Annotated in this window: 11 protein-coding genes; 9 read left to right on the plus strand and 2 right to left on the minus strand. The window is 45.4% G+C overall.

Features of this window, described 5'->3' with window-relative positions:
• Positions 1-18 precede the first annotated feature (18 nt).
• The 9 genes from AB0L18_RS03425 to AB0L18_RS03465 all read left to right on the plus strand — a co-directional run bounded on the left by AB0L18_RS03425 (position 19) and on the right by AB0L18_RS03465 (position 11,981).
• On the plus strand, positions 19-1,416 hold the full coding sequence (locus AB0L18_RS03425; RefSeq protein WP_367391179.1) for a bifunctional UDP-3-O-[3-hydroxymyristoyl] N-acetylglucosamine deacetylase/3-hydroxyacyl-ACP dehydratase: 1,398 nt from the start codon (positions 19-21) through the stop codon (positions 1,414-1,416).
• Positions 1,409-2,227 carry an acyl-ACP--UDP-N-acetylglucosamine O-acyltransferase gene (lpxA, locus tag AB0L18_RS03430; RefSeq protein ID WP_367391180.1) on the plus strand — a complete coding sequence of 273 codons (819 nt, stop codon included), beginning with the start codon at positions 1,409-1,411 and terminating at the stop codon, positions 2,225-2,227. The genes AB0L18_RS03425 and lpxA overlap by 8 nt, the downstream gene beginning before the upstream one ends.
• Entirely contained in the window at positions 2,217-2,849 is a 633-nt protein-coding gene (locus AB0L18_RS03435) for an ATP-binding cassette domain-containing protein (RefSeq protein ID WP_367391181.1), read from the plus strand. Before lpxA ends, AB0L18_RS03435 begins: the two co-directional genes overlap by 11 nt.
• A 444-nt stretch (positions 2,850-3,293) precedes the next feature.
• Positions 3,294-4,637: a hypothetical protein gene (locus AB0L18_RS03440; protein WP_367391182.1), complete on the plus strand. Its 1,344-nt coding sequence runs from the start codon at positions 3,294-3,296 to the stop codon at positions 4,635-4,637.
• Between the two features lie 306 nt (positions 4,638-4,943).
• Positions 4,944-8,243: a hypothetical protein gene (locus AB0L18_RS03445; protein ID WP_367391183.1), complete on the plus strand. Its 3,300-nt coding sequence runs from the start codon at positions 4,944-4,946 to the stop codon at positions 8,241-8,243.
• Between the two features lie 18 nt (positions 8,244-8,261).
• Complete coding sequence (locus AB0L18_RS03450) at positions 8,262-9,158, plus strand: hypothetical protein (RefSeq protein WP_367391184.1); 897 nt, start codon at positions 8,262-8,264, stop codon at positions 9,156-9,158.
• Positions 9,155-9,952 carry a hypothetical protein gene (locus AB0L18_RS03455; RefSeq protein WP_367391185.1) on the plus strand — a complete coding sequence of 266 codons (798 nt, stop codon included), beginning with the start codon at positions 9,155-9,157 and terminating at the stop codon, positions 9,950-9,952. Before AB0L18_RS03450 ends, AB0L18_RS03455 begins: the two co-directional genes overlap by 4 nt.
• Positions 9,918-11,432, plus strand: coding sequence for a sigma-54-dependent transcriptional regulator (locus AB0L18_RS03460; protein ID WP_367391186.1), 1,515 nt, complete (start codon positions 9,918-9,920; stop codon positions 11,430-11,432). Before AB0L18_RS03455 ends, AB0L18_RS03460 begins: the two co-directional genes overlap by 35 nt.
• A 12-nt stretch (positions 11,433-11,444) precedes the next feature.
• Complete coding sequence (locus AB0L18_RS03465; RefSeq protein WP_367391187.1) at positions 11,445-11,981, plus strand: hypothetical protein; 537 nt, start codon at positions 11,445-11,447, stop codon at positions 11,979-11,981.
• Between the two features lie 399 nt (positions 11,982-12,380).
• Here the strand turns inward: AB0L18_RS03465 and AB0L18_RS03470 are convergent, their stop codons facing one another.
• Together AB0L18_RS03470 and AB0L18_RS03475 are read right to left on the minus strand one after the other, a co-directional pair.
• Positions 12,381-13,568, minus strand: a complete 1,188-nt coding sequence (locus AB0L18_RS03470) for a transposase (protein ID WP_367391188.1) — start codon at positions 13,566-13,568, stop codon at positions 12,381-12,383.
• Positions 13,510-14,100 (minus strand): transposase, encoded by a 591-nt coding sequence (locus tag AB0L18_RS03475; protein ID WP_367390268.1) that lies wholly within the window; start codon positions 14,098-14,100, stop codon positions 13,510-13,512. The genes AB0L18_RS03470 and AB0L18_RS03475 overlap by 59 nt, the downstream gene beginning before the upstream one ends.
• Between the last annotated feature and the right edge of the window lie 51 nt (positions 14,101-14,151).

Here is a 14,151-nt window from a genome sequence, read left to right on the forward strand (position 1 = left end):
TCCAGCGGAGAAACTTTTATGAAGCAACAAACAATACAGCAGGCCACCAGTCTTGAAGGCGTTGGACTGCATTCTGGTTCGGCGGTAAAACTTACTTTCCAACCCGCAGGTGTCGATCATGGCATCAAGTTTCAGCGGATGGATTTAGAGGGAGAACCCGTTGTCCATGCCGATATCAGCCGGGTCGTAAGTACCGACCGTAGTACCACCATTAAATCAGGGGAAGCCAGCATCAGCACCGTTGAACACGTTCTTTCGGCGCTTGCCGGCTTAGCTGTCGATAATGTCCTGATCCAGATCAACGGCCCTGAAGTGCCCATCCTTGATGGTAGTGCTATCCAATTTGTGGAAGCCCTGAAAAAGGCTGGCATCGTAGAGCAAGAGGCGGACCGAGAATACTTTGTCGTGGAAGAGCCCATCGTTTACCGCGATGAGACAACCGGTACCGAATTGATGGCACTGCCCCACGATGGTTTTGAAGTTGTTACGCTGATCGATTTTGGCTCACCAGTGCTTGGCCAGCAGTACGCCACTTTGCAGGACATTGCTGCTTTCGAAACGGAAATTGCACCTTGTCGCACTTTTGTCTTTCTACGTGAATTGGAGATGTTGTTTGAACACAATCTCATCAAAGGCGGAGATTTGGACAATGCCATCGTCATTGCCGACACGGAAGTTCCTCAAGAGCAACTCGACAAGCTTGCGCAGAAATTAGGTCGCCCCCGCGTCGCTTTCGATGGTAAGGGCATCCTCAACAACCTGAAGCTGCATTTCCAAAACGAGCCTGCTCGCCACAAACTGCTGGACGTCATCGGAGATACCAACCTGTTGGGCCGCCCGATAAAAGGGAGGATTTTAGCCACCAAGCCAGGCCATAAAGCCAATGTGGCTTTTACTAAATTGCTGAAACAAAGTTTCCTCAAGCAACGCAAACTAAGGGGCAAGCCCAAGTATGACCCCAATATCGATCCTATTTTCGATTCGGTAAAAATAGCAGAGTGGCTCCCTCATCGCTACCCCTTCCTGTTGGTGGATAAAATCATTGAACTGGATGAAAAAAAGGTAGTTGGTGTAAAAAACATTACCTTTAACGAACAGTTCTTCCAAGGGCATTTTCCTCAAAACCCCGTCATGCCTGGCGTCCTTCAAATTGAAGCGATGGCACAAACGGGGGGGATATTGGCCTTGTCGACCGTAGAAGACCCTGGCAACTGGGACACCTACTTTATGAAGATTGAAAATGCCAAGTTCAAGCACAAAGTAGTACCTGGTGATACAGTACTCTTTAAGATGGAACTTATGGCCCCCATTCGCCGTGGTATTTGCCAAATGCAGGGAACAGCTTACGTAGGCGACAAGATCGTTTCTGAAGCTGAATTGACTGCTCAAATCGTTAAGCGCCCTGGAGATGAATAGTAGCTACAAAGAACACACCATTGTGCATCCCGAAGCACAAGTAGGTAAAAATGTCACCATTGGGCCTTTTACCTTTATTGACAAAGACGTTATCATCGGTGATGATACCTGGATCGGGCCTAATGTGACCATCTTTTCTGGTGCACGCATCGGTAAAGGGGTACAAATCCACCCCGGAGCTGTCGTTTCTGGCACTCCGCAAGACTTGAAATTTAAAGGCGAAATCACCACTGCTGAAATTGGCGACGGTACCATCGTCCGGGAATACGTCACCATCAACCGAGGCACTTCTTACGCTAATAAAACGGTCGTAGGCAAAAACTGCCTTTTGATGGCCTATGCGCATATTGCCCACGATTGTATCCTGGGGGATCACGTTATTTTGGCGAACAACGTTACCTTGGCAGGACACGTAGAAATTGAAGATTGGGCAATACTGGAAGGCTTGGCGGCAGTGCAGCAGTTTACCCGTATTGGGCAACACAGCTTTATTGCTGGTGGCTCACTCGTACGGAAAAGCGTTCCTCCTTACGTGCGTGCTGCTCGGGAGCCCCTGAGTTATGTAGGTGTAAATAAGGTAGGCCTTTCACGACGTAACTTCTCTCCAGACCAGATCAACAACATCCATGATATCTACCGGATCATGTTTGTCAAAGGCTACAATCTTTCTAATGCCCTGGAAGTAGTAGAAACTTCTATCGGGCCAAGTGAAGAAAAAGATGCCATCCTGACGTTTATTCGATCTTCCCAAAAGACAGGTATCCTGCGCGGGTTTAACCAGATCAACGGAAGCGACTTGTATGAGGATTGAGTTAGTCGGTGTCGGGAAACGTTACCGGCGCGAATGGATTCTACGCCAAATAGACCTTGATCTTATGCCCGGTGGTCGCTATGCTGTCACGGGGCCTAATGGTTCTGGCAAATCAACCTTACTAAAAATGCTATCCGGGCACCTTACCCCCAGTAAGGGCACCATCCGCTATAGCTATCAGGAAAAGCCTGTACCCGTAGCCGAAGTATACGAACATTTGGCTTTCGCAGCACCTTACATTGAACTCATTGAAGAATTCACCCTCCTGGAAGCCATCCGTTTCCATGAACGCTTCCGTCCGCTGTTACCAGGCTTGACCATTGAGCGCCTTATTGAGCGCCTAGGTCTGGAACGCGCCCGTCATCGTCCCGTCGCACAATTTTCCAGTGGTATGAAACAGCGCCTCAAACTGGCCCTAGCCTGCTGCACCCGTGCCGACTATCTCCTCCTCGACGAACCCACCACCAACCTCGACGCCCAAGGCATCACCTGGTACCACGATCTATTGGAAGAATTCGTCGGTGATCGCCTCCTGGTCATTGCCTCCAATGTAGCCGATGACTACCGGATGTGTACGGGGGAAATTGATATTTTGGCATATAAGAGAAAAGCTAAAAGCTAACACCCTCCTCCCCTCCGCAAACAAGCGGAAAAATTTCGTTTTTTTCCGAAAGTCTATAGTTTTCCTTTTTTCAAGGTGAGGGCTTTATAAATAACAATTTTCTTTTATTTGATTTGTAAAAAACTCAATATCAATAACTTGATAGTATCCATGTCGCTCGCCAAAAAGATTAGGCACAGAAATGGTAATGATAATAACGTATAGAAAACTGTAGAGAACCCTGTCGTTTTTAAGAACCTACGGTGAGATTTACCCAAAAACAGTATGAACAAAGTCACAATACAGATCAAGCACTCCAGAACGAACACTTAGTCCATTCAAGAAGGGATTTCGCACCAAACTTTGTTAAAAGGTTCACGATGAACCTCTTGACGTTAACTGTATTTCTGCTTCGGCATTAATCAAACCTTTTTGAATGATATGGTAGTGGACAGGTACAAGGATATGTGTCGTACAATCGATCTGGTGAGGGAAGAGTTTATCAGCTTTCAACAACTAGGAGCAGGCTTATCGGCTAGTTCTTGGGTCACTGATTTGCTGCAAAACAAACTCAGTGGCACACCCATTCGTGCTTATTTCGTAGCCAAAACGGCCATCTGGTTAAAGCATACCAACCCGGTCTTCTCGGTATTGCCTTATGCTCGCAATGAACGTTTATTCAGCGCCCAGCTTCCTTTTATTTTCGAAGTGATCATTACTATTCAATATCTCCACAACCAAATTCTCGATGGCAAATCGGGGGTTACCACTAGGGAGCGGATTTCAGAAAACATGCTGGCAGCCAATCTGTTGAAAGAGCAGCTCTATCGTTATATTTCCGTAAAACTACCTCGTTCGGCTCGAAACACTACACTCAAGGCTGTCCGCAAGTGCTTTGAACAGGTTGATCAAGGACAATACCTTGAACAACAATTCAACACTTACCAGGCCTTTGACCAAGGCCATCAAGCATGGAAAGAAACCCTCCCACCGGCTTGGCTTGATGAATTAAACCTGACTGCCGTTGCGCCATTTTTAAACAAACTGAAAGCAGACCTTCCAGCCATCCTTCACGTGCAACTGGATATTTACTTTGCCCGTATTTACCTTACCTGTGCTAGTCTTTTCGTAGAAGCCAGTCGCCTTTTAGGTCAATTACTACGGGTTCCCAATAATAAAATGAAGTCCGTATTAAACTTCAGCGTTTGCTACGGTCTGATGCGGCAATTGGTCAACGATAACAGTGACTGGATTCCCAGCCGTTTTGGCCTCTCTACTAAAACCAAGACTGCAGCGGATCACTTCAGCGATTTACGAAATGGAACGCTCACCTTACCTACCTTCTTTCTTTTAGCAGAGAAAAAAGATAGTATGCTCCTTCAATTTCTGAACAAGCAAATGCGCTGGTCAGCAGCCTTTGAAGATGCCGCTTTTGCGGAAGTGTTATCTTCAAATGCCCTTTATAAATCTATACAAAACACGCGGATTCTATCCGAATTAGCCTTGGCATACCTCCCCCACGATGATCAAGCAGCAGCATACCTTGCTGATTCTTGTGAAATTGTGCACTGGAATAAATTCCTGGCACCTTGCCTCAATCACCCAGCGTATCAGGTGTATCGTAAGGGCTTTTATCGCCAGCGTACCAAGCGATTGATTTTACAACTACGTAAAGAACGTACGGCCTTACAACAAACGCCCACGTCTGGTTGGTGGAAAAAAGTTTGGGAACTTACCCCCGAAACGCCACCTGCGGTAACGCGAATAACGACGGTCTTACAGCACCATCCGGCTGGAAATACCCATTAGCTGACTTTGCCAAAGCCGCCAGGGATATAATATACTGAAGGTTCTGAAAATAAAATCTATTTGATTTTTCGCCACTCGTTCCAATTTTACTACCGTTTTCTCATACAGATTACTTAAATTTGTTTACTGGGATATTAATTGGTATGCAAATAACTAAGCGGTTTGGACATTCCAAATCCGTTTTAGGCTGTACAATTCTGAACAAAGTGAGTATTATTTTGCGAACTCACCATTGTTCAGATTAGAGGTACGTTCGTATGTCATTTGGTATGCTATTGCCCACAGTGAATCAGTAAATACATCCTTATGACGCAAGCGCCTACTATTCGACCTGAACAGTTGGCCCCGCGGGAGGTCATCGCTTTTCCTCAGATTGATGAGTTCTACGATATGTTACAGTATCGTCTGAATATGATATCCAGTGGATTCATCTTTCAGGGGCCTTTCACTATTTTCATCAATGCCTTACCTAGGGAGCGAACGACTTTTATTGATCGCTATTCCAACGTACAATTGATTTATGCTGGGATTCGACGGCAACGTGACCTCCTTTGTGATTTAACCCTCCGGGAGCCGCTTCCTCACCTTGACGAGCACTGGGATCACCTGGACCATACGGCACTTGATAGTGATACGGCGGTAGTAAGTTCTCAATTGTATCAGGCCTTCAGTGCTGGTTCTTACGGATTTGCTGATATTCCGAATGTAGGCATGGGTACTTTGAAATCCTACTTTGCCTCTATCCTTGAAGAAGACCACCCCAAAAAGCCCACCACCCGGCAGCAAGCGGAATACCACATTCTTAAAGAGTATTTTAATATTGAAGAAGACCTCTACGTCTCTATTCCGCTGATCATGTTTGGAGAATTCGATGGGATCATGCACTTTGTTTACTCCAAAAAAGACGACCTCTTAAAACGGACGCGTTCGCTTGGGGGGCTTATCCGTTCCGCAAGTGCTATGTTGGAAACCCAGGTATTGGAATGGGATTTGGTGGGCCGTAACCCGGAAAAATCCAAGGCAATTCTCTTGCCTCTGGAAGAAGATTTCTATCAACACATCAATAGGAATCCCATTCTCAGAGATTTACAATTTAAAGAATACTACCGTAAATACCTCGGTTTTTACCAAAAACGGATCCGCTTCAATGATGATGTGATCCATAGTAAAGTCTATCGGCCTTACCTGAAAGCGGCCATCACGGCCATTATGATTGACTCCTTTGCCCACAACGTCAGTGCGCATAGCTTGGTGGCACTCAACTGGTGGTTTAAACAACGTGCCGAAAATATTCGCTCTTTCCAGAAAATCCATCGCGACGAAATAGAAGAAGTTGACGATATAATAAAAACCTACCTACCAGAAGGTTACGATCGCGATCGCATTTTTGAGCTCCTCAAGCCTTGGGTTAATGGGACCTTCGTCCGTAATGCGGATCCTGATTACGATCTGGTCAATTTTTCCGGCCCCCTCGCTCGGGAAATTCAACCCTTGCTCAAGTTTTTGATGCAGAAGGGTGCTTTCTGGAGTGGTATTGCCCGCGACAATAATTTTGGTGGTGAATCAGCAACAGCCTTTGATGTGCTGTGGAATGATTTCATCAACAACCCGCTTTACTTGGGCACGATCGCAAAATCGGAAGACATTCATCGTTTGCGATTTAGAGTTATTGTTTACGAACCGTTCAAAGCGGAGGATATCCATCCAGCACAGCCGGAAAACCGCCGGAAAAAACCTTTGGTTGATGGTATTTTTGTTGAGGTCGACCTTAAGCACAAACGCCCGGATATTACCACCTATCCTGGAGGAAAACTTGGTTATCCTATCACTGAAGAAGATTGTCTTTACATAGAAACCTACCCTGAGTTGGAAGAGATGAGCGACTTCGTTGCTCCTGGCGACGATTATATCGCCATTAAAGAAGCTCTGGAGAATTGCCGCCTATTTTTCCCTGGAGAAGTCGTTGGACGTCATGCTTTCTTTACCCTTTTGGAAAATAAAATTCGCAACGTCAAGCATTTCAAAGGCGACGCTCTTCGGCAAATGCAAAATGGTGGCCTGGAGCTTTGCATTAGCTTCCAGGAAAAGCCCGTGCGAATAGATCAATCCAGTGACAGGTCACTGTACTCTGTCGGGATCTGGCTCAATGGTTTGGTCAATTTTCAGACCAAGAGCGAGCAGCTTTTACCAGAAACCCGGCACGCCAACCTCAGTAAAGGTATCATGGATGAAGATTCCTTTGCACCTCGCCTGGGAGGCAGTTCACAGGATAAGTTATGTGCAGGGATGCTTTTCAACAACTTCTTCCTCCATGTCCAAAACGGAGACGGTAACGAATTACGCGACCGTAGCGAGGACACCGAACGTGACGAAGCCTTTTACCCCTGGATCATTCCAGTAGTCAGCCCTGCGGAAAATATGCACGCAGATGTGGAGTTCAACGCTAAAGCACCAGAAGAGTGGGCCGCCATCCGCAATCGGTTTGCGATCAAAGAAGGGTATTTGAAAAAGTTTTTCCATATCTGGAAAGCTGCCGACATCCACTGGGTTCATGGCCCCGAAGACACTGATTTTGTTTGGGACAACCTGGCACGTTTTAAATTCGTAGGTCTCTTGGCTCAAGGTACCAAGCTGCAAGAACTCCTTTTTGACAAAGTCCGTTCCAAGGGGGTACTAAGGGTCATCACCCGTAGTTTGAGCCAGGAATTAACCGGCGACGAAGCCATTGTTGGCGCCTATCAATGCTGGCTGAAAGCCTGGATGGGCAAAGCAAACAATACCATTAGGCTATTTGTAGACAATGCGGTCGTTGGTAAATTTATTTATCAACCGGATCAAGACAATTGCCTCACCTATTATCCTGTTTGGCAATTACCCTCCCAAGCAACAGAAGACCAAAGCACTAATGTGCAAGATTTACACATCGCTCACGGCGGTGATTCCGACAATCGGCAATTGCTACGCTACCGCAGCCACGGAATTTACGTAAAATATTTCCAGGCGGCATTAAGCCCCAACGAGCCCTTGTCGACAAAAGCACAGGCCCGGATGGCTGAATTTTTCGAAGTGCTTGCCACCCGTATCTGTATTTTCGATAGTCGGGTTTATTATCGACTAGGGGATCCCGAAAAACGTAAGACCCTCGCCGATCAACTGTTGCTTCACGTTTTTGATGAGAGCAATCTAGAAGCAGGGAATAATGATTGGCTGGGTCATTGGGAAGGTCATAAGGAATGGATCATTAACAGTAGTCATTTCCTTGTGCTCCATCTGTCGTTTATTGAAAAAATACTACTTACTAAATACGCTGATCACCCCGACTTCACAGATGAAAACATTGGGCTTTTCATCCAGGAAGAAATTATGCCTTTTGCCGCCAAAGAGAATGGCCAGGTGAGGGATAACTTTATGCTGGTGATCACCACAGGTCGGGGTAGAACAAAGTGGTGGACCCGTCTATCGGAGGAAGAAAGTTATAGTGCCTATCGGCGCTTCACCAATTTCCGCCCGGTAGAATCAATTATTTCTGCTATCGAAGATGCTGTCAACCGCAAGGACGATATTGAGGTAAAGCACAACTTGGTAAAGGTGATGTTTGGGTCTTAAGATGTAGGAAAACATACTATGGGAATCACGAGAACAATCATAATCGTGTGGTCGTGGAAGGCTGCAGGTACGGGTGAAGGAGTATGGGAAGTTGCAGGCTCCGGCAATACAAAGGATGTGGTCGTCTGTTACGATTGGCCTGCCTCACCCGATGGAGACACCCAACAGCTGGCTGCATTGATCAGGCAGTACGCTCAGCAAGAAGGAGAAGTGATGCTTTTCCTCCACCGTCACCACGGTTATTACCCGGAACATCTTAAGCAGTTGATTTCCCAGGTTGCCGAAGACCAACAGGAACGATTCCGTTGTTTTCTCTTTGGGGAAGGCTCCGACGCCATTTACCTGACCAACGACCCCCGCGGCCTTCTGGGTACTTCAGGAACATTTTCTGCTCAAATCACTACCGGAGAGCATTCCCTAGAGGTTTCATCCATTGCTGATGCAGAACGTCGCCTGTTGAAGAGTGCTCATTTTGATTATATCTGGGACACTTACCAGCATGCTCTGCGTCGCCGTATCTTTGAATTGAAAGAAGATATGTTCAACTACCTCGGACAATATCTCCCCCAACTTACCTTCCCACCGGGTGAGTTATACACCCTCCTTACTCGCCCTGAGAACAAACTCCTTTTACTACGACTACTAAGTTTTGTAGGACGTATCCGGAAAGGTTCGGAAATCGCTAAGGAAATTCGTACATTTGAACGGAACAACAACAGAGCACTCACCTTTGACGATTGCGGCATCCAGTTGGAAACTTCCTACGGAGCGCCAGCAGCCGAGCAGTATGCATTACTCGCAGCCTACGTACTTCGTAATGTATTGGCTAAAGGTAACCCTGTATCACTGCCTGAACTTCGTGAGAGGTTTGATGACCTGTTGGTACAGATATCAGGGTTAACTTATCATTCATGAAGATCGTACTGCTGGTTGATGGTGGACGCCCCGCTCCTCAGGCACTAACCGCCTGTTGTGAGGCAGCCGGGGTTCGGCTCATCAAAATCACGCCTACAGAGGACAATTGGCGACCGCTACTGACAGAGGCTTTCGGGGTAATGCTACTATTACCGGCATGGGGGCGTGGGGCCTACTTGGATCCCAGTCAACTGTGGCAGTGTTTTTTAGCAAATCATCATCCCCACCTTCGTTTGTTGATGACCAGCTATGGACAAGTTGATCACTCCAACCACTTGGATTTACTCCAGTTGGAAAATTATGATGCTTCCTGGTGGCAACAAACACAGGAGGCACATATCACAGAAGAATTACCTTTTTTTACGGGCATAGACCTGGGAGAAAAACTTAAGCGTTTTTTTGCTGGTCATGGAGACGACAGCGTAGTCGCTGTTTTATCTAGAATTCGCCTGGTCGTACAAATGGCCAGCAGGGAATTACAAAAAATGCAAACGCCCTATTCAGAAATTTACGCCGACCTGGTAGCACCAGCACAATTGGCGGATAAATGGAGAGATTGGCGTAACCGTTGGATCAACTATTATCCGCTTTTTGAATACACTCCCCTTGCGGGGAAATTAGAGCAAATTGCTCAGTTAACGGAAGGAATGGAGCATTGGATGTTGGCCGGAGGAAAAGAGGAAGAACCTTTAGCGAACGGAATGATACTGCAAGTCTTAAACAACATGCGGGAACAACTCCAGCAGATTGAAAAACAGTATGTCGTCCAAAAATTATCACATACTTATCGTTGATGACGATACCGAATTTCACCAGCAAATTCGGTATGCATTTCGTCGCCAGTTTTTATTTTCTGGTGCCATCAACGAGAAGCAACTCTTTGAAAAACTCAACGGAGAAAGTCATTTTGATTTAATTCTGCTGGATCTCGTATTGGATGACTCCGAAACCAAAAAAGGGCTGGAAATTATTCCCCAAATAGCTCAGCGTCACCCCGGGATTCCAGTGATCATCGTCACCGCTGATCGCTCTATTGATACCGTTGTGCAAGCGATGAAACAGGGGGCTCGCAACTTCCTCGTTAAGGACGACTTTGATTACGACTATTGGGAACAACAATTCTCCGATGTCATTGCAGGTAGCAAACTGAAGCAAGAAAACCTGGTACTTCGAGCAGAAGTAGATCGTCGTCGCGCCCAAGAGCATGAAGCCTATCCCTTTATCGGTGAGTCTACCCAGATCAAAGAAATCAAGCGTATCCTAAAGCTCGTTTCCGAAGAACCCGATGTGACGGTACTCATCACCGGTGAAACGGGCACGGGCAAAGAAGTGGCGGCGCGTTACCTGCATGCCCATGGGGCCCGCAGTAAGCAACCCTTCCAGGCTGTCAATCTATCTGCTATCCAAGATACGCTCCTGGAGAGCACCTTGTTTGGTCATAAAAAAGGAGCATTTACGGGGGCATCGCGCGATATGGAAGGCTATTTCAGCCAGGCCAACACTGGCATCCTGATGCTAGATGAAATTGGTGATATTGACCAGAATATTCAGATAAAACTGCTGCGTTTTCTGGAAACCAAATTGATCCGCCCCGTTGGTTCAGATCAAGATGTTCAGCTCGATGTTCAGGTGGTCACCGCTACCCACCGTAATTTGACCGCAGCCGTTGCCGAAGGTAGATTCCGCGCCGACTTATTCCAACGCCTCAAGGCAATGGTCGTAGAACTCCCTCCCCTGCGTTCACGCCGTGATGACATTCCTCCGCTACTGGAACATTATTTTGAAGTAGATGACTTAAGCAAAGTACTTACACCTGCGGCATTGGATGCCATGCTAAATTACGCTTGGGTTGGTAATATTCGAGAATTGAAAAACACCGTGAGCTACGCTCAACTGAGAGCCAGGATTCAAGATAAAAAACGTATTGACGAGCATTGTTTGCCCAACGAAATCACAAGCCAAGCCTATGTGACCCCAGTTGCAGATCTATCCATGAAGCGTTCTTCTGGATCTGTGCCTTTAGATAACAAAGAAGAGCTACCTGCTGCTGCCGCTCAGAATATTGATGAGGAGCATGCACTCATTGACCTTGATCGAATTGAACAACTGTTGATTACGAAGAATAAAGTAAAAAAAGATGTTGCCATTGCCATTGGGCTGGAAAACACTGACAACTTACGGTATCGTATCAAAAAACATTTCGAGAAACACCCCCATCTTTTCACCAACTTCCCTACCATCAGTAAAAGCTATCGCCGAATTGTAAAAATCTAACACATTTACCAAATGGACGCCGAATTGAACAACCTCAAGCGAAAAGTTGATCTCTATCACGAAGTCTTGAAAAACACCAAAGCCTACCGTAAAGTATGGGAGGAAGAATTGAGTCAGAAAATCCTGGATCAACTCAACTATATTATCGGGCAAGTAGAACTGGATGCTCAAGTAGAGGTACGTTCGGAACTCGAAAACCTGGAAGCTATCGACCTTAGCCTGGGTACCGTACGCTCAGGTATGTTTCAACGGGTAAACGAAACCATACAGCGCGACCTCATTAAGCACAATGGATCACTGGTGTATCAACAGTTGTTCAACGGCAAAATTTTAGTGCTTATCCAGTACCCACATATAGAAGGTTACGGAGAGCCACGCCCACCTAAAACCATCGCGATCTATCGCCCTGAGGAACTGAAGGATCCTTATTTCATTCGTCATGTAGAGGAGTTTCTCCAAGAGATCACCCTTTGGGAAGATTATGATGATGAAGAACCTTACCAGCGCATCGGATTCCAACTTAATTTCGGGCAACAAGGAGAAGAGTAGTGAGCAAAAAAAAGAGGACACTTTGCGGTGTCCTCACTAGCTAATCTTATTAGCTTTTGACTTCAAACGGGATTGAGATCTAGCTTTTGCGAACTAAATCAAAAAACTGAAAAGTACACTGGGATAGATTGGATTCTATGTTTTCTCAAAGCATGTTAACACATGCACAAAAAAGGCAATTATTCTTATCACTACACTTCTGTAGTATACCGTATTATATGTAAAAATCAGACCAGTTTTCCCCAAGAAAGACCTCCTCGTAAAAAAAACTCACAACCCGCTAATAAACAATTAATTACACAAACTACGCGTCTCGTTTGCACAAGCTCAGCGAATGCTCAAAAAACCAAAACCGGCTCGTTTTCCGTTTTTAAACGAAAAAATTTCGAATTCACTTTTCTATTTAATATCCCTACCTCCTTTTTTTGGCGGGCTTGAGCCAGCGTCGAGCTGCGCCTGCTTTCGTTCATCAACAGACAATTCAACCACCTTATAATAGACTAGTTCTGCCGGGATCATTTCGGGGGCAAATCGCGCCTTATCTTCCCACACTGTGCCTTTTTTTAGTCGCTTAGCTATGCAGGGTGACCGGGAATAGGATTTGGGAATACATGAGGATAAATAAGCAAGTGTAACTCCTGCGAATTGATCCATTGGTTCCGGCCAAGTTCTTTGAAAAATCGGGTTAAACAAGATGTTTTGTGCCTTGAGAAGCCAAAATATGGCCTTTACTGTCCAAATTGATGGAAAAAGGAGGTACTTGGCCAATTTACGTAAGTTATTGGCCAAGCACATCAACGTAAATTCCGCTTTTACTTTTTCCAGGCCCCGGAGTAAAAACCGAGTATATCCCAGATTGTATTTCAAATGGCCAAAAATGGCTTCAATGGGGTGTAGTCGTCGGTTATACATCTTTTTGCCTTCTGGGATATTTAATCGCTGCTTCATTTGGTCTCTTAATGCTTGTCTTACTTCTCTTAAGATCGTACGATAAGGAGACCTCTTAGGAGTACATTCATCTTTGAAAGGGCAGTTTTTACACGCCGTCGTGCGATATTGGCGATATTCTTTATTACGAGTCCGGTCTATTTTAATGCTTTTGAACGATAGGGTGTGCTTAGCCGGGCAAGTGTATACATCTCGTTGATCGTCATAGTCAAAATGAACACTATTAAAAGGTTGATTTTCAAAAGTGGCATTCATGTCTCGGTAAGGGACGTATCCACAGATGTTGTTGGTGTCCATGTATTCAAAACTGTCGAAAGTGCCAAAGTCAGCATCGGCTAGGACAACCTGGACCTGTTGACCAGTGTTGGCTTGAATGCCTTGAAGAGCAGGGATCAGTTGTGCTTTATCATTGCCATCTAAGACCACATTATTATAGGAGATAATTTGATCTTCACTACAGGCTACCTGGATATTATAATTCGTATCAAAGTTTCCTTTTTTACCTTTCATGATCGGGGCATCCGGATCGGTTAAGTTCATCGTCTTTTTGGACTCATCGGTTTTCATGACCTCAATGGCATCACTGATTTTTTTGTACAGGCGTTTGTTCGCTACTATTTTTTTTTTGAGATCCCTCATCAGAAGGCTCTTTTTCTAATGAGGCAATATCATCCAAGAGTACCTGTTGCCATTTTTCATATTGTGCTGCCGTTTTTGTCCGACCCTTGGAGCTATTGGATTCCTCTTTGCTACCATCCACAATACTAAAAGTGGCATCCCCCAAACCAAATTCCTGACACTTTTTTAGTACTTGGACGAAAAGATCTCCAAAATGCAGATAGTTATCTCTACGAAAATCATTGATGCAACTCTTTTGAGGACCATAGTTTTTACTCAAATAAATGAAGCCAAGGTTTTCCTCACAGGCTTTGGCTAACTTCCGACCGCTCCGAATGCCTACGGCATATCCATAAAAAATGATACTGAGCAGTAATTTAGGATGCAAAGCATTTTGTCCAAGACCACTATATGTTGCCTCAATGGCACTTGTATCTAAGCTGGATATTATCCTCTCCATCTGCTTGCTTAGGTGCTCGGAAGGAAGATGTTGGCTTAAATCAATCATCACTGAGTGATCAGACCCGATTTCATAATTCTTAAATTTCGCCATAGTTACACATGATAACATTTTTCTATGCCTTAAACTAATCCTATTCCCGGT

Source organism: Lewinella sp. LCG006 (genome assembly GCF_040784935.1).
GTDB lineage: Bacteria > Bacteroidota > Bacteroidia > Chitinophagales > Saprospiraceae > Lewinella.

Bases quoted from the DNA above. Each gene is read 5' to 3' on its own strand.
- lpxA (WP_367391180.1), top strand. From the start codon at position 1,409: ATGAATAGTAGCTACAAAGAACACACCATTGTGCATCCCGAAGCACAA.
- AB0L18_RS03440 (WP_367391182.1), top strand. From the start codon at position 3,294: ATGTGTCGTACAATCGATCTGGTGAGGGAAGAGTTTATCAGCTTTCAA.
- AB0L18_RS03445 (WP_367391183.1), top strand. From the start codon at position 4,944: ATGACGCAAGCGCCTACTATTCGACCTGAACAGTTGGCCCCGCGGGAG.
- AB0L18_RS03460 (WP_367391186.1), top strand. From the start codon at position 9,918: ATGTCGTCCAAAAATTATCACATACTTATCGTTGATGACGATACCGAA.
- AB0L18_RS03455 (WP_367391185.1), top strand. From the start codon at position 9,155: ATGAAGATCGTACTGCTGGTTGATGGTGGACGCCCCGCTCCTCAGGCA.
- AB0L18_RS03450 (WP_367391184.1), top strand. From the start codon at position 8,262: ATGGGAATCACGAGAACAATCATAATCGTGTGGTCGTGGAAGGCTGCA.
- AB0L18_RS03475 (WP_367390268.1), bottom strand. From the start codon at position 14,100: ATGGCGAAATTTAAGAATTATGAAATCGGGTCTGATCACTCAGTGATG.
- AB0L18_RS03465 (WP_367391187.1), top strand. From the start codon at position 11,445: ATGGACGCCGAATTGAACAACCTCAAGCGAAAAGTTGATCTCTATCAC.
- AB0L18_RS03425 (WP_367391179.1), top strand. From the start codon at position 19: ATGAAGCAACAAACAATACAGCAGGCCACCAGTCTTGAAGGCGTTGGA.
- AB0L18_RS03435 (WP_367391181.1), top strand. From the start codon at position 2,217: ATGAGGATTGAGTTAGTCGGTGTCGGGAAACGTTACCGGCGCGAATGG.
- AB0L18_RS03470 (WP_367391188.1), bottom strand. From the start codon at position 13,568: ATGAGGGATCTCAAAAAAAAAATAGTAGCGAACAAACGCCTGTACAAA.